At 45.3% G+C, this 19384-nt stretch carries 21 protein-coding genes, 1 tRNA gene and 1 pseudogene; 18 read left to right on the forward strand and 5 right to left on the reverse strand.

Annotation, left to right across the window (positions count from 1 at the left end):
- The first annotated feature begins 47 nt into the window (after positions 1-47).
- The 5 genes from MHB85_RS09915 (at position 48) to MHB85_RS09935 (ending at position 6906) form a co-directional block, all read left to right on the forward strand.
- Positions 48-2651: a tetratricopeptide repeat protein gene (locus MHB85_RS09915; protein WP_341072861.1), complete on the forward strand. Its 2604-nt coding sequence runs from the start codon at positions 48-50 to the stop codon at positions 2649-2651.
- Positions 2635-3318, forward strand: a complete 684-nt coding sequence (locus MHB85_RS09920; RefSeq protein ID WP_179198561.1) for a DUF1266 domain-containing protein — start codon at positions 2635-2637, stop codon at positions 3316-3318. Before MHB85_RS09915 ends, MHB85_RS09920 begins: the two co-directional genes overlap by 17 nt.
- A 4-nt stretch (positions 3319-3322) precedes the next feature.
- Entirely contained in the window at positions 3323-4225 is a 903-nt protein-coding gene (locus MHB85_RS09925) for a LysR family transcriptional regulator (protein WP_192132486.1), read from the forward strand.
- Between the two features lie 123 nt (positions 4226-4348).
- Positions 4349-5125 carry a spermidine synthase gene (locus tag MHB85_RS09930; protein WP_197997737.1) on the forward strand — a complete coding sequence of 259 codons (777 nt, stop codon included), beginning with the start codon at positions 4349-4351 and terminating at the stop codon, positions 5123-5125.
- A gap of 269 nt (positions 5126-5394) precedes the next feature.
- Positions 5395-6906 (forward strand): sensor domain-containing diguanylate cyclase, encoded by a 1512-nt coding sequence (locus MHB85_RS09935; RefSeq protein WP_341072863.1) that lies wholly within the window; start codon positions 5395-5397, stop codon positions 6904-6906.
- Positions 6907-6956: 50 nt separating this feature from the next.
- Here MHB85_RS09935 and MHB85_RS09940 read toward each other — a convergent pair whose 3' ends face one another.
- Entirely contained in the window at positions 6957-7319 is a 363-nt protein-coding gene (locus MHB85_RS09940; protein WP_017689435.1) for a winged helix-turn-helix transcriptional regulator, read from the reverse strand.
- A gap of 223 nt (positions 7320-7542) precedes the next feature.
- The gene (locus tag MHB85_RS09945) at positions 7543-8535 is read right to left on the reverse strand and encodes a Gfo/Idh/MocA family protein (RefSeq protein WP_192132482.1); all 993 of its coding nucleotides are present in this window, start codon (positions 8533-8535) and stop codon (positions 7543-7545) included.
- Positions 8536-8757: 222 nt separating this feature from the next.
- On the opposite strand from MHB85_RS09945, the gene MHB85_RS09950 reads away from it, so the two are divergent.
- A tRNA-Leu gene (locus tag MHB85_RS09950) sits at positions 8758-8842 on the forward strand.
- A gap of 106 nt (positions 8843-8948) precedes the next feature.
- Here MHB85_RS09950 and MHB85_RS09955 read toward each other — a convergent pair.
- Positions 8949-9134 (reverse strand): hypothetical protein, encoded by a 186-nt coding sequence (locus MHB85_RS09955; RefSeq protein WP_036609735.1) that lies wholly within the window; start codon positions 9132-9134, stop codon positions 8949-8951.
- 158 nt (positions 9135-9292) lie between these two features.
- Here MHB85_RS09955 and MHB85_RS09960 point away from each other — a divergent pair, with 158 nt between their 5' ends.
- Entirely contained in the window at positions 9293-10447 is a 1155-nt protein-coding gene (locus MHB85_RS09960) for a sn-glycerol-1-phosphate dehydrogenase (protein WP_341072866.1), read from the forward strand.
- Positions 10448-10670: 223 nt separating this feature from the next.
- Here the strand turns inward: MHB85_RS09960 and MHB85_RS09965 are convergent, their stop codons facing one another.
- Entirely contained in the window at positions 10671-11267 is a 597-nt protein-coding gene (locus MHB85_RS09965) for a helix-turn-helix domain-containing protein (protein ID WP_017689431.1), read from the reverse strand.
- 448 nt (positions 11268-11715) lie between these two features.
- Here MHB85_RS09965 and MHB85_RS09970 point away from each other — a divergent pair.
- The 10 genes and pseudogenes from MHB85_RS09970 to MHB85_RS10015 form a co-directional block, all read left to right on the forward strand.
- Positions 11716-12099, forward strand: a pseudogene (locus tag MHB85_RS09970) (phage holin family protein); the annotation flags it as partial.
- Between the two features lie 285 nt (positions 12100-12384).
- On the forward strand, positions 12385-12672 hold the full coding sequence (locus tag MHB85_RS09975; protein WP_017689429.1) for a Dabb family protein: 288 nt from the start codon (positions 12385-12387) through the stop codon (positions 12670-12672).
- A gap of 173 nt (positions 12673-12845) precedes the next feature.
- Positions 12846-13307: a DUF86 domain-containing protein gene (locus tag MHB85_RS09980; RefSeq protein WP_076318399.1), complete on the forward strand. Its 462-nt coding sequence runs from the start codon at positions 12846-12848 to the stop codon at positions 13305-13307.
- A 10-nt stretch (positions 13308-13317) separates the two neighbouring features.
- Entirely contained in the window at positions 13318-14232 is a 915-nt protein-coding gene (locus MHB85_RS09985) for a DUF4261 domain-containing protein (RefSeq protein WP_341072869.1), read from the forward strand.
- Between the two features lie 185 nt (positions 14233-14417).
- Positions 14418-14795: a YtxH domain-containing protein gene (locus MHB85_RS09990; RefSeq protein ID WP_341072870.1), complete on the forward strand. Its 378-nt coding sequence runs from the start codon at positions 14418-14420 to the stop codon at positions 14793-14795.
- Positions 14796-15014: 219 nt separating this feature from the next.
- Positions 15015-15824: a glutamate racemase gene (gene racE, locus MHB85_RS09995; protein WP_076209504.1), complete on the forward strand. Its 810-nt coding sequence runs from the start codon at positions 15015-15017 to the stop codon at positions 15822-15824.
- Positions 15825-16051: 227 nt separating this feature from the next.
- Positions 16052-17263 (forward strand): M14 family metallopeptidase, encoded by a 1212-nt coding sequence (locus MHB85_RS10000; RefSeq protein ID WP_105598100.1) that lies wholly within the window; start codon positions 16052-16054, stop codon positions 17261-17263.
- Positions 17264-17459: 196 nt separating this feature from the next.
- Complete coding sequence (locus MHB85_RS10005) at positions 17460-17717, forward strand: hypothetical protein (protein ID WP_036670081.1); 258 nt, start codon at positions 17460-17462, stop codon at positions 17715-17717.
- Positions 17718-17859: 142 nt separating this feature from the next.
- Positions 17860-18162: a heme biosynthesis protein HemY gene (locus MHB85_RS10010; RefSeq protein WP_036670085.1), complete on the forward strand. Its 303-nt coding sequence runs from the start codon at positions 17860-17862 to the stop codon at positions 18160-18162.
- Between the two features lie 21 nt (positions 18163-18183).
- Entirely contained in the window at positions 18184-18405 is a 222-nt protein-coding gene (locus MHB85_RS10015) for a DUF1450 domain-containing protein (RefSeq protein ID WP_017689421.1), read from the forward strand.
- 100 nt (positions 18406-18505) lie between these two features.
- Here MHB85_RS10015 and MHB85_RS10020 read toward each other — a convergent pair whose 3' ends face one another.
- Positions 18506-18904 (reverse strand): hypothetical protein, encoded by a 399-nt coding sequence (locus MHB85_RS10020; RefSeq protein WP_091017569.1) that lies wholly within the window; start codon positions 18902-18904, stop codon positions 18506-18508.
- Between the two features lie 150 nt (positions 18905-19054).
- Here MHB85_RS10020 and MHB85_RS10025 point away from each other — a divergent pair, with 150 nt between their 5' ends.
- Positions 19055-19336 (forward strand): hypothetical protein, encoded by a 282-nt coding sequence (locus MHB85_RS10025; RefSeq protein WP_091017568.1) that lies wholly within the window; start codon positions 19055-19057, stop codon positions 19334-19336.
- Positions 19337-19384 lie beyond the last annotated feature (48 nt).

Genomic DNA, 19384 nt, shown 5'->3' on the forward strand with positions numbered 1-19384 from the left:
CACATCTGCAGATTGAGAAGAATTCCAGATAAGAGAGGAACGACAGCATGGATTACTGGGGAATACTTGGTATAGAGCCTACTGAAGATTTAAATGCGATTAGACGGGCTTATTCATTACGGTTAAAACAAAATCATCCAGAAGAGAATCCTGAAGGTTTCAAGGAACTTAGAGCAGCTTACGAGCAAGCTAGAGAGATTGCGTCAACAGGTTCAATTCAACCGATACATGTTGAGTCTGATGATGATCCTACTCACCACTTCACGGAAGATACGCAGGATTTAGCTCAAGGTATACATATCGAAGACTTACATATAACTCCTCCACAGCGGGAAGACCCGCTGCGTGAAGCTGTAAATCATTTTCTGGAGAGAACGATTAGACTTTATGAAGATTTTGACTCACGCATTCGTTACGATCTATGGGTGAACCTTGTAGAGGATGAGCAATTCTGGAGCATTCAGGTTCGGGAAAGACTACACAGCGAATTGTTAGATGTTTTGGCAGAACGAAGCTGGCTGCCTGGTATGGTTTGGAAATTATTAGATGATACGTTTGGCTGGATGGACAATGAACTGGAGTTAAGCGAGCGATTTTCTTCCTCGTTTCTAAATCACATTCGTTACCAAAGTCAAAGTTTATATGATTTGCAGCTTGAATATTTACACCAAGCGGCAGCAGCTGGTTTGGAGATCGACGATTATTTATATTTTCGTGAATTCGCAAGACGTGCACTCATTCATCAAGACTTGGACACAGCGCACGAGATGTTGGGCAAAGCTTACGCCATGTATGAACAAGACCCTGTGTTACTGCGCTTGATTGCGTTATATTCGATGAACGTTGAGGATTGGGAGACTGCGCTCCACATGTACTCCAGGCTTGCAGTTATACTATCGAATGAGCCTCAAATTCTCCGTCACTTGGCAGACATGTTACTGAAGTGTGGACATGTGGAAGAAGCGTTATCCATCAACATGCAGTTGTCGGAGGCAACTGAAGCGATGATCTATAGTCCTGCTTTATCATCTGCAGCGCAGTGTCTAATCCAGTTGGGTAGAAATAATGAAGCCATGGCTGTATATGAGGCAGCGTTAGAACGATTCCCAGCGGACTTGGAACTACGAACTCGTCTATGGCATGTACGGCATGAATATGAGCAAGAACGCATGACGATTTTGGAAGAGGAGCTTCAAAATGACAACCCTCCTGGAACGGAACAGATCGAGGAACTGATTGAGCTTTACCGTATAAGGAAACAATCAGACAAGGTAATATCCATGGTTGAAGGATTTGGATCAGAAGTACTGTTAAGCAGTAATGCTTGGTTTTTGGCTGCTCAAATGGCATACGATGTTGATCTAAAACTTGCTTTACACTACATTAATCAGTCTGTCACAAGGGCTAAAGAAGAGGTCTTTGTTCACCAAGAGGCTTTGTACTTACGCATAAAGGTCAATTATAATCTAGATCATTATGAGGCAGTAATCTCAGACGGTCTTATTCTGAAAGAACACATGGCAGAAGAGCCGGGAGTTTATTTTTATCTCGGGGAATCCTATCGTATGCTTGAAGAATATGAACAGGCGATCTTGAACTATTTGCAGGCAAAAACATTAAATGGGGGCGCAGGCTACGAATTTGGATTAGCTTTCAGTTACTATAATTTAGAAAAGTATGATAAGGCTATAACGTGCTTTGAGACTTATATGAATGAAGGTAATGAAAGTGCTGATCTCTATCACTACCTTGGCATCTCGTATATGAATGTAGAGCGATTCGAGGATGCTGTTCAGTGTTTCCAAGCTTGTTTACGTATCGAGAGTTATCCGAGCACACTTTATCATCTATTTACAGCCTACAGAGGACAAGCCAAGATTGATCTTGCATTGTCTACCATTGAACAATATTTGGAGACTGGGGACACTGCGTATCAAAATGAAGCTCTTGGTGCAGCAGCGGATCTCCATTTTGATAGAAAGAACTGGACCACTGCTCATGATTTCTTCTTAGCGCTTCACAAAAAGATACCGGAGGTTTCTTTATTAACAAAAATGATTGCTGTTTGCCTCCTTGCGGATCGTAAGTTTGAGGAGGCAGCAAAATGGATTCTGAAGATTCAGGATCACGAGCCTAATAATCCGTGGGCGCTTTTACAGATGATTCGCATCTTTGCCGAACTCAAGCAGTGGGATGAGTTGGACAGCGCTATGGTGCATTATTATAAAACAGTAGAACCTGCCAAGATTGATGGTTACAGCTATTATTATGGGGGCTTACATCTATATCAGGCACGTAAATACGATGTCGCTCGCAAAATGTTGACCCGAGCTTACGAGTTTGGTTTGCGGGGGGATACATGCAGTTTACTGAGTTTATCCTATATGCATCTTGGTCAAGGAGAGTTGGCACTTGTGTATGCCAGAGAGGCTGTGGCAGACCGGCCTGATCATCCGGATTACCTTGCACGTCTGCAGGATATGGAAGAGCGTCTGAGTCAACGGGGAGCCTGGTTTAATAAGCTGAAGTTCAATATATTCCAGATGGGATTGAAACAAACGGTACCACTTCAATTCCCTGATCTTTTGAATGATGAAGAGCTCAGACCGTATTATAACGTGGAGGTATTCAACGATGTATTCTTTGCTTGATGCAAGACAACAGTGGACACTGGCAGCGGGAGCTATTTTACTTGAGGCAAATGCTTTGGAATTCGCCACAGGGTATGATATTGAACGATTGGATGGGAAAAGGGAAGGCATCATTGAAATGTTTGGTCGAGCATGGAGTATTCGGGACGAGCAGTCATTTCATCAGCAAATGGAAAGTTTTCGAGAAGGAAGCGGGCACCATGATAAATTTGATCAACGCAGGGCGTTATTGTCTGTAATGACTCATCAGGAGCAGGAAAACTACATCCTTGGTTTGGAGGATGAGACGATCAGAACCCAATTGAGGGCCATCCAACTCTATGACAGTCGCCTGAATGCGGCAAGCATCAGCGCCTGGGACTGGGGAAGAGCCATATCAATTACACGGATGGCGATGCAGGTCGGTTATGTAGATGAGAAGACAGCATGGACTTTTATGTATGAAATGGCGCAGCGGATTCAAAAAGCGTATTCAAGTTGGACGGAATTCGGACTTGCCTATCTCATAGGACGTCAGTATGGGTATGAAGAATTGGAGACGGAGTCAGCCCTGGAGCACTTTTCGCTTGTAGAGCATTTGTTCGAACGGGCAGACAGTCCATGGAATGTACTTCCGTGGGAAGAAGCAACTGTTGGTCTGCCTGTTGAACCAGAAAGAGAGGGATAAGACCTTGACCCTACAACAATTAAAATATGTAATTGAAGTTGCCACACGCGGCTCTATGAATGAAGCGGCCAAACGCCTGTTTATCTCGCAACCCAGCCTTTCGAATGCCATTCGGGATCTGGAGCAGGAGTTGCAAATTACCATTTTTGAACGTACCAATAAGGGAATATCTTTGTCTAAAGAAGGCGTTGAGTTTCTAAGCTACGCACGTCAGGTGGTAGAACAAGCTGAGTTGCTGGAGAATCGTTATCTGAACGCCAAGCCATCTCCGCAGCATTTCTCTGTATCGACACAGCATTATGCGTTTGCGGTGAATGCCTTTGTTCGTCTGGTACAGCAGTATGGTCAGGATGAATACGAGTTGGCACTTCGGGAGACAAAGACCTACGAGATTATTCAGGACGTGAAAAGCCTGCGCAGTGAAATTGGCATCCTGTATTTGAATGAGTTCAATGCCAAGGTGATTAACAAATTGTTAAAAGATGCGGGGCTGGTTTTCACCAGCTTGTTCACAGCCAAGCCCCATATCTTTATCAGTGTGAAGAACCCACTGGCGAAACAAGAGTCAGTTGCAATCGAGCAACTGCAGGATTATCCGTACTTGTCATTTGATCAGGGTGAGTACAATTCCTTTCATTTTTCCGAAGAGATCCTAAGTACGTTATCTCACCCCAAAAGCATACAGGTCAATGACCGCGCAACATTGTTTAACCTATTGATTGGTCTGAATGGTTATACGATCTCTACGGGTGTACTTAGCGCTGATCTGAATGGAGACGAGATCATTCCTGTACCGCTGGAATGTGAGGAATCCATTAATGTAGGGTGGATAAGCCACAAGAGCACTTCTCTCTCCAATCTGGGCGTGGAATATGTCCAGGCTCTGCATGAGGCCATAGGGTCTTAGAAGTGTTAGATGGTTCATCAAAAGGCCGTTTCCGTATGAGTCGGAACGGTTTTTTTGTTGTACTATGACCTTTCAAGTATATAGGGTGGAATGTTGTCATCCCGTGTAATAGAATGAAGGTATATGTCGAAAAGGCTTAAGAGATTGAAGGGAGAACGGTTAGTGAGAGTTCTGTATCGGAATAAAAGTGAACAGCATGAGCTGACGGTATATGATACCAAAAAGCTTTATGGAGAGAAGGGCCAGTTTCGTGTATTAGAATTCTCCAACGCAGCTGTGCAGGGAGCCATGGATCTGGATGAGCCTAACCGGGTGGTGTTGGAGTATCCGAGAGCGATGGTGCATTTAATGGAACGGAATGATCCTAAGTTTGATACCGTATTTGTGGTGGGACATGGTATTGGCACATTGCCAACCTACTTGTCTGATCGTCAGGTAAAAGTAGCTGAGCTTGACGCAGAGGTCGTGGAGTTGAGTCAAACCTTTTTTGGATATGAGGGAAGTCCTGTGCTCATCGGGGATGGTCGTGAATTATTAGGCCAGGAACCCGCTGCGACATATGATTATATTATTATTGATGCCTTTACGGCAACGGGTACACCCGAGCAGTTTATATCCAGTGATTTTTTTGCCATGGTCAAGGACAAGCTGGACTCGGACGGAGCTGTGATCCTTAATGTGTTTGGGCGTGCGGGCAACGATCGGCTTGTCAATGCGATCTATACGACACTTCAGGCACAGTTTGCCTATACACGTGCATTCGCATTACCTACAGAAACAGCGGATGAAGTTCAAAATCGCATTTTAATGGGTAGTCATCACCCGATCGAATTTCAGGTTCGTCAGATGGCAGGGTTTGTTGAACAAGAGCCAGAAGAAGGATATATCATTGTCGATTAGGGCGATCCTGAACAGTGATTCTTCCAGGGAAAGTAAAATGTCATTAAATCGTCAATCTTACGATGTAATTGTTAAGATTTCTCAAATTCTTTATTTGATCTTAACAACTTTTGTATAAGATAGAAGGAATATGCCTTTTCATGAAAATCCGGGGGAAGTAAACGATGATTGCACAGATCAAGAGATATAGATTACGAAAAAAAATAAAAAACATCAAGAAGATCAGCCTCACGGCTTTACTCGGTGGGTTGGTCACTATTTCAGTTATAATGACATTGACCCTCATGGTCATCTCATCTTATACATCTCAGAAACAGTCACTCATTGATAACACCCTTTCGCTAAACTATGCAAGCGCTGTGCAAATGAGCCAAACGCTGGATTCGCTTTTTTATTCCATGCAGGAGAGCTTGAAATATGCAGCCAATTATTTCCCGGATATGGATCAGTCCAATACAAAAGAGTTGAATTCCACATTAGATTTGGTTCGCAATAGCAGTAATTTTTTTAATTCCGTTTCTTTGGTAGATAAAGCGGGAGTAATCAGGTCTACCTCACCTTACTCACAGGCTAGTGTAGGTCACCATGTTAGTTCCCATGCAGCAAAAGAAGCGGTTAAATTGAGGACTTCGTATATCTCCGAAGCGTACCAGACACCCAGAACGAAACGCAGAATTGTATTTGTTAGTGAACCGATCTTTGATTCGGCAGGGGAGTACCAAGGAACAATCGGTGGAAATATCTTTTTGCAGGAAAATAATATATTGAGTCTGTCTTTTGGCAGTCAGCTCAAGACAAGTAATGGTTCCTACTTTTTTATTGTGGATAAGAAGGGCACTTTGTTATTTCACCCAAACACCAACCGAATTGGTGAAAATGTCAGTAAAAATGAAGTGGTGCAAAAGCTGCTAGTAAACAAGCACGGTAAAGAACAATACAAAAATCTGGCAGGTGTGGATTCGCTTGCAGGTTATTACAAAGTTCCATCAACAGACTGGGGCGTCGTAATCGTGTCTCCAACCCAAACGGTGTACGATCAGTTGAATCATCATATCCGTATGTTGTTGCTGTACACCTCAGTGCCTTTCCTGATCCTGACCCTTATTGTGGTTCGGGTTGCACGCAAGCTGGCCAGTCCTTTTGCTATGCTGGCTGATTTGGTGAATCAGGTCGATAAGGGACAAGTGGATCTACCGGTGATGAAACCTCACTGGAATAGAGAGGCAGACCTTCTAACAAGAGCAGTTGTTGGCGCATTGGCGAACTTTAGGAAACAGACAAACCAGCTTGTCTATGATGCCAGAACAGATGTTTTAACAGGTATGAACAATCGCAGAACCTTCGAAGAAGTTATTCAGGAATGGATTCAGGATGAGGCGCCATTCTCCATTATTGTTCTGGATATCGACCGCTTCAAGTCCATTAATGATACATTCGGTCATCATGCTGGGGATGAAGTGTTGAAACACATTGCCAATATCATTCAATTGTCTGTTCGACCAGAAGATGTCTGCGCACGGTTTGGTGGAGAGGAATTTGTAGTCTTGTTAAGAAATTCCGAGTCTAACGTAGCTTTTGAGATTGCTGAACGTATCCGAATAACGGTCGAAGAAAGCGTATTGCCTATAGATCGTTCCGTCACCATCTCGGCTGGAATTGCTGAATATCCGAAACACTCCACAACATCCACAGAACTGTTTCACTTGGCGGATAATGCACTGTATCAAGCGAAGGAAGAGGGGCGTAACCGTACGGTTACGATCCAAACGGTTATTAAATAAGCAAGCAAAGAAGCTGTTCCCTAAAAACTAGGAACAGCTTCTTTTGTGTTTTATACCTCTTGTGAGGATCTGGCCAGAACCTCATTTGTATACGTTTCTCCCCAATCTCGCATGCTGAAGATGATCGGCCGTAACGTTTCACCAAATGGTGTGAGGGAATACTCCACTTTAGGTGGGATCTGGGGGTATATTTCACGATGAACAATTCCGCTGCCTTCCAACTCTCGAAGTTGCAGGGTGAGCATACGCTGGGTAATGTCAGGAAACAATTTTCGGATCTCGTTAAATCTCAAAGGACCGGAGAATAAATGATACAAAATGGCACCTTTCCATTTGCCTCCGATCACACTGAGGGTAACTTCCACGGAACAGCCGTATGGCGCGGGACATAGCTTGGTAGCGTCCTTTTTCATTATAAGTACACCTCCACTTTAGGGTGATTTTCTATGGTATCTATTTGGGTGGTTATATTTCATAAAGTACGTATAGTTCATGAAAGAGCATATCACTTATGATGCAGATTATAAACCCTAATTGTAGTCGAAGGCAGATGTGTTGATGTCTATAAGATAAAAAAGAGCCCCGGTTTCAGGCTCTTCTCTGGATGTATAAAATATGAGGATGAGCGTATATACGCTACTTCAGTGACGATAGAATGGAGTCACATAGAGCCATCGTTGCAATATTATCCTTGGCGCTGGAATGTGGGACAGTCTGATTCTGGCAACACGCGATAAAGTGCACCATTTCACCAACAAACCCGCGTAGATAAAGGTCGCGAGAAGCTCCTGACATAGGAGATCCGGAAGGTGTATATACAGTATCTTGCTCCTCGAGAGATTTCCAGGGAAGGCTGGTCGATCTTCGGGATTGATGGACAGTAAGTGTGTTGATATCTTCAGCTGACGCAAATCCGTTGTCAAAGGTGACGAGTACACTTTCACTCTCCCGTGACCAAGCGCTCATGCCGGTAAAATAAGCGCTGCCTACTACGTTATTCTCAAAAACAAGGGAAATGCTTTGATTAATGTGTTCCCCATCCTTCACGGTTGTGCCTGTAACCCGTATTACTTCTCCGAATAAGTAACGCATCAGATCGACCATATGTATGGCAGCGAGCTTCATGAACTGTTCCTCATCCTTGCAAAATGGGGTGCTGTCTACAGCGAATTTCATCTGGAATGAACGTACCTTACCTAGCGAACCACTATCAATGAGCTCCTTCAGCTTCATGTATACGGGAGCATAACGTTTCATAAAACCGACCATGACAACGACGCCGCCTTGCTCGGCAGCCTCTGCTACAGCTGCTGCTTCCGCTGCATTCCATCCGAGTGGCTTATCCACGTATACATTCTTACCAGCTCGAATGCATTCAAGGACAAGAGCGGTCTGATCAACAGGCTGGGCGACCACCACGACTCCGTCACAAGTTTCCTGCTGTAACATAAGCCCAGCGTTATCATACGCTTTTCCGTTGCTGCCAAATCGCAGCAGAGCTGCTTCAGAGCGTTCCATACTGCGTGTGGCAATGGCCTGGATCTGCGCTCCGGCTTCAACAACAGAAGGGTAAATATTCGTGGATGCATGAAACCCGGCACCGATAAAGCACAGATGGGTTGTTTTCAAGGTGGATCTCTCCTTCATTTTTGCATTTGTATGGATGGTATATTTGTTTAATGCTACGATAGGGTGTTTGAAGTTGAGAAAAAAGGACATATGTCCTATTCTTGAATGAATAAAAAAGAAGTTGCATTTTTATTTTGGAGCATGTATACTCTGAATTACGGTAAAACAAGGAATTGCTTCACCGGAATGCTTTTCATCGATGGATGAGGAGATACATATTATGCGGTCGTGGCGGAATTGGCAGACGCGCACGGTTCAGGTCCGTGTGGGCTAACCCCCCGTGGAGGTTCGAGTCCTCTCGACCGCATCTAACCAAAAAAGGTTCGTGAGTTGCTCTAGGGCAACTCACGAACCTTTTTTGGTTTTGTGGATCATTCGTGTGAAGCCTGCATTTTGCTATCAGCATGCTAATGCTAATGTTGCCGCTGGCGCAGAATGACTGCCGTGATGATCCCGGCAATGGCTCCTGCAATACCAAATAGCGTAACACTGGCAACCACTTCAACCGACTGGAGACGAAACAAAAAAGCGATACCACTGCCAAAAGTGGTTCCGGCCAGAAATCCGAGCGAAATTCCTAATTCTTTCGTTAATTTCATTGCTTCACCTACTTGGAAATGTGAGATATGGATTTGCAAATATTGGGTATAGGCAGTAAAGTGTGATCAGGAAAATCATCACATTTTATTTCCTTTTTTATCTTGTGGTTTTAACCCGTTAATTATGCATGATATCTCATATGGGAGGGTAAGAGCGAATGAATATGAACGAACGAATTGCAGCATGGAATGAGGAAGCACAGCAGTGTGCTTGCGGTCATCAACACCGGGTGGTGGATATGCTGATACATCTGGAAGCTGGGGCCATTCAGAGGTTACCGGGTTATTTGTCTGAGCAAGGATATCGTCAGGTGACGGTTGTTTATGATCAACATACGTTTCGGGCCGCTGGATCTGATGTATTGAGCAGTATTCGCGAAGCGGGAATGCATGTGGATGAGATCGCTCTACCGGAGAATCGGACGGGGGATATCATTGCGGATGAAGCAGCTATTGTACAGGTCATGTTGGGTGTGAAACTGGAAAGTCAGGCTGTAATTGCGGTGGGCTCAGGTACCATTCATGATCTGGTGAGATTTGTTTGTTCCAAAATGAACAAGCCCTTTCTGTCCATACCGACAGCGGCTTCAGTGGATGGGTTTACCTCTGCGGGTGCACCCTTAATTGTAAGCGGCGTCAAACAAACATTTCAGGCTGTTCCGCCAGAGGCTATCTTTGCCGATCTGGATATTCTGGAGCAAGCCCCGCAAGTGATGACAGCTGCCGGATTCGGAGATATGCTTGGTAAATATACTTCACTTGCAGACTGGATTGTTTCTCGTGAACTGGGCGGAGAACCGTTCTGTCCAGTTGCTTATCGGATGACAGAAGAAGCGCTGAATACCTGCATAGATCATGTACAAGCTATTGCGGAGGGGCGAGCAGAGGGAGTAGCTGTGTTAATGGACGCATTAATTGTTTCCGGTATCTCCATGCTGATCATTGACCATTCCCGTCCGGCATCCGGAGGTGAGCATCATCTATCTCACATCTTGGAGATGGATCTGATGCAAGCGGGAGAAAGACCGGTTCTGCATGGTGCCAAAGTTGGCGTAGCTTGTGCATTGCTTACGGTGAAATATAAAGAGGTTGCACAGACATCGGGTGAACCGGTGTTTGGGATATATGACCAATTGCCGGAGGCCTCTCAGCTCATTGCATGGTTGGAACAAGTAGGTGGACCTGTGACTACTGAGCAACTCGGTGTAACCCCGGAGATGGTGGAACATGCATTCAACACAGCGCATACGCTTCGTCCTCGATATACCGGATTGAGATATATCAATGAAGTGTTGAACACGAGGTTAGGATGACCTTTTAGAGAAGATGGTCATGACGAAATGCATAAACTTAGCTTGTAGCCGGCTGTGATGGCTCTTTTTGGGAGCAAAAAACGAAAAAGGGTAGGTTATCTGACATTTCTGATGGAATAGCCAGAACAGTGCTTCAAGTCCGAGAGAGAAGGCATGCATTTTATTTTAAAAAAGGCTCTGGCCTCCCTATGGGGAGATCAGAGCCTTTTGGCTGTTCGCTTATTTAGTTGTTGCGACGATCTTTCAAGATGACATCTGCGAACAAAATAGTTTTCGGTATACGGAAAAATTGCTCCGCTTGTTCCTGAAACGCAGCAGAAGGCAGTGTTCCCTGATGCAGCCATTTGCGGAAAGTGCCGGGATGAACCCCGATCCAGTGGCTGACATCTGTCACCGACAGATCATGGACCATACACAAGCCTGTCAAAATACGGTTACTAACCGGAGAACGGGTCACCGTACGCTTCATGAAGCGAGATGACTCGGGTTGACATATGACAGGGCTATTACGCACAACTTCTTCATTGAAGAGAATATGACGCGGGTAGCCGAGTAATTGGCAAGTCTTGTCCAGATTGGTACTGCCGGGTATCCGTCCTTCATATACCCACGCACTGACACTGCGTGAAGAGATGGAGAGGTCTTCAGCAAGCTGGGACAACTTGATATCATTGGCCATCAGCACGGCAAGAAGAACACGATTGCGGATTTGACAGCGTGTCGGTTTTCGGAATCGTTTAACACGGACGCCTTTTCCCAAGTATTTACGGTTGATCAGAGACCACGCCTGGATGGAATGTTGTTCTGGTTGATTAGGCATATTTCCTCCGATTTTTTTTAACCAAATACTACAATAAACAACGGGGTACTTTCAAGTGCCGGGACTACCGGTTACAAATGCGTCAATGCGTGAATTCACGATAAAGAGGGAACTACGAACTAGACCATGCGCAATTCACATCCTAGTATATTCCTAGATTACAATGTTTCACTAAAAATGAAGGGAGAAATTGAACAGGAATAAAAATAATATAGTTCTAATTGCTTATTACTAGGTCTAAAGAACTTTTATCTGTTTTTTGTTGATATGATGCGGTTTATTTCCCTGAATTCCCCAAAAGCATGTGATTTTCGTTCTCCTGTTGCGAAGAGGATGTGCACAAATCTGAAATGATAAATCCGCATGTTCAGCATGACATGTGACCTGTCAAATCTCTTACTTTTACATATATTGTATGATACTCAAGTGTAAGGGAGAGGTGAGGAACGTGCATCTATCTGTGAATACCTTTGCTGTCATCTCGGGAGCATTTGTTACGTTTGCTTTTGGCGGATGGGATCAATTGCTGAGCCTGCTCGCGGTCGCGATGGCTGTGGATTATGTAACAGGTTTGGCAGCGGCGGTAAGAACAGGTGCCGGGTTGAATAGCAACATTGGATTCTGGGGGATTGCTCGCAAAGGGCTCATGCTGACGGTTGTTTTGCTTGCTCATCGAATTGATCTGATCATGGGAACCGATTTTATCAAAGGCGGAGCTATTTATTTCTATCTGGTGAATGAACTCATTTCGATTACCGAGAATTATGCCAAAATCGGTCTTCCATTGCCTGCAAAGCTCAGACAGGCCATTGCAGTGTTGAAGAAACAGGAGGATCAGGAGTATCTGGCGAATCGTGAATGGTCCAAACCGCAGCCAACCGCGGACAACACCAAGCAGCAGGCTGAAACAGGACAAACTTTGCAGGATGACTCTACGAAACAGACGGAGGATGGATCGCAAAAGAAATCCGAATCGAAGGGAAACGGTTCGGATTAGTTTTTCTTATCAAGAGAACGTTTCCAAGTATCCTTTCGTAATAGAGAACGTTATGATATATTTTGGATACATGAAAATTCATTCATTTCTACTATTATATTAAACGAGGTGTTTGCCCAGATGATAAAACATATTGTCCTGTTCAAAATGAAAGATCGCTCAGCAGAAAGTATTGAAGCTGCAGCTCAGGTGCTTCGCAATCTGGAAGGTAAAATTGATGTCCTGGTTTCACTTGAAATCGGGATTGATGTGCTTCGCTCGGAGAGATCGTTCGACATTTCACTCACAGCGGAGTTTGCTTCACTGGAGGATCTCCAGGCGTATCAGGTACACCCGCTTCATCAGGAAGTTATCAAGTACATGAACGAAGTCAGAGAACAGTCAATTGCAGTGGACTACGAAATCTGATCTGTCATTCAAACTACGTTGAGATAAAGGGGACTCTGCATGAGCGATTTAAGAGACGTTATGGAATTTCTATATATTTTTGTTGTGTTTCTAATCGCTTGTCCTGTGATGATATTCTGGCTTAAGCGAAGAGGGAAACGGAACCGATAACTCACTGAACGGGAAGTGAACGAATGTATTATGTGAACAGAGAACAGATTGCCCGCCGGCTTGCTGCTGTACCGGAAGTAGCTGAAGGGCTTCGCGGGGCAGCAGAAGCTTGGGACGGCAGTCTCATGCTGGGGATGGTACAGGAACGGTGTCTTCACCTGGCGATCGAGATTGTTACCGATGTGGGAAGTTATCTAATTGACGGTTTCATCATGAGAGATGCGAGCAGCTATGATGATATTATTCAGATTAATTATGAAGAAAAGGTTTTTGATAATCCGACCTATGAGATATTGCGTCAGCTTGTCACGTTACGCAAGCCACTGGTGCAGGATTATTACACTTGGGAGCGGTCTGAGCTCCATCCGCTTAGCGTAGAGTTGCCGAGTATACTTGAACATTTTACTACTCAGGTTAGCGCCTACGTGGAAAAAGAACTTGGTCCTTTCAATACGGCACAGGCCGAGGGACAGCGTAAGGAATGAGGGAAATCGCATGACAAATGAATCAAAAGAATTCAATGAAGCAAATACTGAAAGTAAAGAAACAAATGAATCACCGTCCGGATTCCATCCGGTGTATATGGTTGAACTTTTGTTCCGGGAACGTCCAGAGGTGAATCGCCTGCGTTTGCAGGAAGCAATGATTCGCCATACAGGACAAGTCCGACTGGATGTGAAACAAGAGAGCGGAGGGCAAAAGCATGAGATGCTTGTCTTCTATCATCTGGACCATAAGGTATCCTTTCAAGAAGGGGATATCCCTGCTCAGACTTGCATGCTTCCTGTGAATGAAATCGCAGATCGTGCTCGCTTTGGCGGTGCTCTGCAACAAGCATGGCATTGGCCGGAAGTGGGACAGGTTGTAGAAGCTTCGCAGTACTCCATCCGGATACATGATATGTTCACGGCTGCCATGCCTCGTAAGCAGCGCCTAGAGCTGTTTCAAAAGACTGTACTGGCAATCATGGAAAGTATGACCTGCGACGCGCTGTATTGGTATGGCAGTGACAAGCTCGTTGAACCGGAAGCATATACGCAAGCTCAGGAACGTGAGGAACATCTGTATGCAGCCATGAACGTTCGAATGTATCAAGCCGGAGGTACAGAGGAACAGCGCGGGTTGGTCATGGATACCGTGGGATTATCTGCGCTGGGTGTACCTGATGTCCAGTGTCACTTCGTCGGTCTTGATCCGGATACGGTGGCTCAGACCTTACTGGGTGCAGCGTATTACATATTTGATCAGGGGGATGTTCTGCAAGATGGACAGACGCTGGGTTCTTCAGGTGGACGTCGCTGGCGGTGTGAACATCAGGCGGCATTGATTGCACCGGGACGTTATGTGATTGATTTGGACCCGGGGGATGAGCATGCTGCGGCTAATCTCGAGCCGGCTCGTCAGAACTGAGTTTAAGTCAAGTCATCTGCATCCATTCAAAAATGGCGTTCAGATTATTTTTAACATCTGGAGTGTCAAGCCAAGCCTGTGCTGCTTATAATGCATCAACAGAGTAGGCATTCGCCCGGATGGCTGAGCGACAGACCGTTGCTTCTGATCCGGTACTTAAACAATAGTAAAGGGAGAGATGTGACGTGAAGGATTCTAACAAAAGTTTGTTGTGGGGAGCTCTTATTGGCTCCGTGGTTGGTTCAGTAACGGCATTATTGCTGGCACCAAAATCGGGACGTGAACTTCGTCAGGATATTACAGAAGGTGCTCGTCAGGTATCGGAGAAAGGTCAGGAACTGGCTGGTATCGTGGGTGAACAAAGTTCCCAGATCGTATCCAAAGTTAAAGAGACCGCAGATGTCGTGATTCAGGATATTCAATCCTGGCGCAATTGCGCTGAAGGAAAAGAAATTCGCATATCGGCAGCCATTGTTGATAACGAGATTGATAAAGCAGCTGATGAACCCGGAATTGACATTGTAGCGAAGCTTCCTGTGGATGAGTCCAAGGACGACAACTAAGCAATGCTTGATAAGCAGGCTTTCCTCTTTTTAGAGGAGAGCCTGCTTTGTTGCGTGTCCACACATAGGTGACGTAGCGCGGGGATTTAATTTGAACCCTGCGATGAAATCGGGTAAGATGTAGGTACCTTTTTGCCGGAATGTTCATACGGTAGGAAGAAAGCTCTGAGAAACAATCGTTTTGAGAACCAATTCAATGAAGAAGGAAGCGGTGTGTTCGTGCAGCAAGCAATCGCTATATTAGACTCCGGTGTGGGGGGATTGACCGTCGCCAAGGAAGTGATGCGTCAGCTCCCGCGGGAAAAGATCATTTATTTTGGGGATACTGCCCGGACACCGTACGGACCCCGTTCGTCCGAACAAGTAAAACAATTTACGGAACAAATCGTTGATTTCTTGATCCAATTCGATCCGAAGGTTATCGTTATCGCCTGTAACACAGCAACAGCAGCCGCGCTGGAGTATATCCGTGCCAAGGTGAATGTGCCTGTCATTGGTGTTATACATCCGGGTGCGCGGGCCGCAATCACAGCGACACGTACAGGACGTATTGGTGTGATTGGTACCACGGGTACCATAGGTAGTGGGGCTTATACATCGGCACTCAAACAGTTGTCTCCCTATATTGATGTGGTCAGTCAGGCTTGTCCGGCGCTGGTGCCGTTGGTGGAACAAGGTGAATTTCGTTCCGAGCACACGACACATACGGTGGAGCAATCATTGGGCGAGATCAAACAACAGCCAATCGATTGTCTTATTCTGGGTTGTACGCATTATCCCTTTCTCATGGACACGATTCAGGAAGTTATGGGGCAGGAAGTGAAGTTAATCAGTTCAGCAGATGAAACGGCACGTGAAATCAGTACGATTTTATATGATAAACGAAAGCTGGCCAGTGGGGATGAGACCCCGGTGCATCAATTTTTCTGCACGGGTGACCCGCGAATGTTCCAGAATATCACCCGTCGATGGTTGGGGGAGCAGATCTCCAAGACCCCTGTTGTCTGGCAGGTAACGCAATTATCATAGTTATACTCAAATTATGCATGAATAAGACTTTTAATTAATGTATTTTGGTTGTGGACTATCTCGGAACTGTGAAGTTCCGGGATTTTTGTCGTCATTATGCATTAACAGGAGATAAACATGATTCTTGTCACATGACGGACAACCTGACCTGCATACATATGTTACAGACACAAAATTGGTCAGAACTGGACAGGAGACCTGTCTTTTCCTGTGGAAAGGAGAACAACATGGATCTACAGTGGATTATCGTTCAGCGGGGAGATACGTTGCCGCGAATTGCGTCAGCACACCATATGACCAAAGAGTTACTTGCTGCACTGAACCCGGAAGTGGCTTCCCAGCCTTACTTGCTGGCAGGTCAGATGCTGCGTATTGTCCCCGGGACAGGTCGCAGATACGCTGTACCGCCTGGAGAAAGTGTAGGGGAGATTGCAGAGAGATTTGGTCTGGACGAAGAGGTGTTGCGCCAGGCCAATCCCGAAATCACCAATATAACCGACTGGGTTGGTCGCTGTATTCATATTCCGGCTTCGAATGGAAAAACTATTGTAAAGATTCAGGGAGAGTATGGTTATCGAGAATTAATCAGGGATATAGACAAGCTGGAGAATCAATACCCTTTTATCGAAACAGGGTCCATTGGAACAAGTGTCATGGGGAAGTCGCTGCCTTATTTGCGTATTGGGCAAGGGTCGAGACATATCCATGTTAATGCTTCCGTTCATGCGAATGAGTGGTTGACAACAGCAGTTCTGATGAAGTTTATTGAAGAGTATGCCGAGGCGTATGGTGCGCATAGGGCATGGCATCAATACCAGACAGAACGCTGGATGCAAGAGACGACACTCTGGGCCGTGCCGATGGTTAATCCGGACGGGGTCGAACTGGTTCAGGAAGGTGTGGTCAATCAGCATCCACATGCACAGCAGTTGTTAACCTGGAATGCGGACAGATCACATTTTACCCATTGGAAGGCCAACATCAGAGGGGTGGATCTGAATGATCAATTTCCAGCCCATTGGGATGAAGAGGCAGCGAGAAGAGGTATAACCTCACCTGGCCCCAGGGATTATGCGGGGACAGCGCCATTGACAGAACCGGAGGCACAGGCGCTTGCGCAGTGGACGCAGCAACATACATTTGATGTGGTTGTATCCCTGCATAGTCAGGGACAGGAGATCTATTGGAACTACCGTGATCTGGAACCTAGAGAGAGTGGACCGCTGTCGCGTAGACTTGCCAAAGCTTCAGGTTACAAGGCGGTGAAGCTTGGTGGCAGTGATGCCGGATACAAGGACTGGTTTATTCAAGATTTCGGTAGACCGGGCTTCACGGTAGAAGTTGGATTGGGTGTTAATCCCCTTCCCGTAGAGCAGTTTGATGATATTTGTATAGAAGTGGGAATGTTGTTGGCTGAACTGTTATCCAATGGACAATGAGGCAAGACCCCGAATGACGAAGGTGTGAAACTTAACAGTAGATCATTCGTATAACAGGAACGGACGCTATGAGCGACGTTCCGTTTTTATTATTTTTGATAATGGCATGTCACGTCATTCGTTCTGAATGGTTTTCGAACGGGTAATGATGGATGTGCCGTTTCGGCGACATATACAATTATACGGAGGGATTCAAATGAAGTGGAGAAGACTGCTGTCGTTCAAACGATGGACACAAGTTTTCAAAAGGCTCCCCCGGCTGCTCCGGGCTCCGCAGATTCCTTTGGGAGAAAAGTTGTTGTTTATTATTCCGGCGCTGTTATACTGGGTACTTCCTGACGTCATGCCGTTTATGCCCATCGATGATATCGGGGTCACTTTGATTCTGATGAACTGGTTTGTAAGCCGGGCAGAACGTAAATATCCTGTGCTTCAGGAGGGGACACCTTCTTAATTTGCGGCCCAATGGATCGTTTTAACAATGAATTCGCATCAATGTTATTGCGAAGAGCGGTAACTTTCTTTACAATAGATGCTGTAGTTTAAGAATGCTGAAATTGTTGAAACCTGCAATTACAATATAGGAGATGAAGAGAATGAACTGCAAAATTACGCGTAATGCTGCTAAAGTATTGAAGCTTGAATTGGACAAGCCGGAGAACGAAGGAAAAAAACTGCGCGTTGTTATCACACATGCACATGGTGACCATGCTCACTACGGACTTGATCTCGACACACCAAAAGAAAATGATACAGTTGTATCTACCGATAAAGAGATTGATGTCATTCTCGCGAATGATCAGCCTTTGTTGAACGGTGTAAAAATTGATTATCTCTACTTCCCGGAAGAGGGATTTGTTATTACGAATCCGTCCCAAGGCAATCACGGCGACCACTAAGGGCGCGAAGAAGGGGAACTCATGGCTAACGATATCCGCGTATGCGAAAAGTGTAATCATGTTCGACTGAAATCGATTGTGCCCAAGCTGCAAAAAATGGCTCCAGATACGGAGATCAAGATTGGGTGCAAATCCTATTGCGGTCCTTGCGCGAAACGTGCATTTGTCTTTATTAATGGTCGGTATATCAGTGCGCCGACTGAAGAAGAAGTGCTCGCCAAAGTTGCAAAGTTCGTCAAGTAATAGGATATAACAAGATGAGTGGAGAAAACTGTTCACACATCAGAAAGGAGGGGCTGCGTGCCTCTCCTTTTTTTGCGTTTGGGTGGCAATTAAGGCTGCTTTAAAATGCGGCATCCTCCATCATTTCGATAATTTGAAAGGTATTTTCTTGAATTTCAATGGCGATGACGGTATTATCCTTTTTCAGAAAATGTACATTTCCCATTCGTTTTTCCTCCAGTTCTACCCAACCTGTATCCGCTAACTTCTGAAAATAATCCATTGGTGGGTATAGTCCTTGCTCACCCCCAATATGTTTCAGTTCATACTTAGCGCCTTTTTTAAGGTTGAGATCATCGGAATAAGTTATGTTTTCAATAAGCTTTGCATTGGTTGGAACCGGGATGTCTGAATTAATGGATGATCCCGTATATCCTTCTATCTCATATGTTGCAGGAGTACAGCCTTGTACCCAAATGAGCAAGGGCAACATACAGAGCGTCAGTAATATTTTCTTCAAATGAATTCCTCCCGACTCAGCATGTTTACCTAATAAACGTAGCGGAATCAATTAAAGTTACGATAAAATCACAAAAGAAGAATAAGGAAGGCTTGCGTTATCCATCCTAAAGGGGTAACAGGAACATGATAATCCCAAGGAGGAATACTCATGCCGAAGCGTTATGATTCCAGTTTGCAAGCCGATACCACCGTATCTCAGGCGCAAAATGCGGTGAACAAGCTTCATTATGCTGTATCTCAGGCCCTGTCACACCCGACAGCACAAACCATAGTACAGGCGGAACGTCGTCTGGCACATACGGAGCAGGCAATGCGTCAAGCAGAGCTTTCGCTCGGAGGACAAGGGGTTGAGTTGGCAGAAGAGATGTTCATCGAGGAGAAGAGAAGATTGAATTCAATCCAGAGTCAGCACGGTCAAGGGAATTTATAACGTTCCTGTCACATCAGAACCCGCAGGGCAGCAATGCTTTGCGGGTTT

The sequence above is a fragment of the Paenibacillus sp. FSL K6-4396 genome, assembly GCF_038002525.1.
GTDB classification, from domain to species: domain Bacteria; phylum Bacillota; class Bacilli; order Paenibacillales; family Paenibacillaceae; genus Paenibacillus; species Paenibacillus amylolyticus_B.

Coding starts and splice junctions, on each gene's coding strand:
- MHB85_RS09975 (WP_017689429.1), top strand. CDS start 12,385: ATGATAAAACATATTGTCCTGTTCAAAATGAAAGATCGCTCAGCAGAA.
- MHB85_RS10010 (WP_036670085.1), top strand. CDS start 17,860: ATGAACTGCAAAATTACGCGTAATGCTGCTAAAGTATTGAAGCTTGAA.
- MHB85_RS10025 (WP_091017568.1), top strand. CDS start 19,055: ATGCCGAAGCGTTATGATTCCAGTTTGCAAGCCGATACCACCGTATCT.
- MHB85_RS09965 (WP_017689431.1), bottom strand. CDS start 11,267: ATGCCTAATCAACCAGAACAACATTCCATCCAGGCGTGGTCTCTGATC.
- MHB85_RS10015 (WP_017689421.1), top strand. CDS start 18,184: ATGGCTAACGATATCCGCGTATGCGAAAAGTGTAATCATGTTCGACTG.
- MHB85_RS10000 (WP_105598100.1), top strand. CDS start 16,052: ATGGATCTACAGTGGATTATCGTTCAGCGGGGAGATACGTTGCCGCGA.
- MHB85_RS09915 (WP_341072861.1), top strand. CDS start 48: ATGGATTACTGGGGAATACTTGGTATAGAGCCTACTGAAGATTTAAAT.
- MHB85_RS09930 (WP_197997737.1), top strand. CDS start 4,349: ATGTCGAAAAGGCTTAAGAGATTGAAGGGAGAACGGTTAGTGAGAGTT.
- MHB85_RS09935 (WP_341072863.1), top strand. CDS start 5,395: ATGACATTGACCCTCATGGTCATCTCATCTTATACATCTCAGAAACAG.
- MHB85_RS10005 (WP_036670081.1), top strand. CDS start 17,460: ATGAAGTGGAGAAGACTGCTGTCGTTCAAACGATGGACACAAGTTTTC.
- MHB85_RS09920 (WP_179198561.1), top strand. CDS start 2,635: ATGTATTCTTTGCTTGATGCAAGACAACAGTGGACACTGGCAGCGGGA.
- MHB85_RS09940 (WP_017689435.1), bottom strand. CDS start 7,319: ATGAAAAAGGACGCTACCAAGCTATGTCCCGCGCCATACGGCTGTTCC.
- MHB85_RS09980 (WP_076318399.1), top strand. CDS start 12,846: ATGTATTATGTGAACAGAGAACAGATTGCCCGCCGGCTTGCTGCTGTA.
- MHB85_RS09955 (WP_036609735.1), bottom strand. CDS start 9,134: ATGAAATTAACGAAAGAATTAGGAATTTCGCTCGGATTTCTGGCCGGA.
- MHB85_RS09985 (WP_341072869.1), top strand. CDS start 13,318: ATGACAAATGAATCAAAAGAATTCAATGAAGCAAATACTGAAAGTAAA.
- MHB85_RS09960 (WP_341072866.1), top strand. CDS start 9,293: ATGAATATGAACGAACGAATTGCAGCATGGAATGAGGAAGCACAGCAG.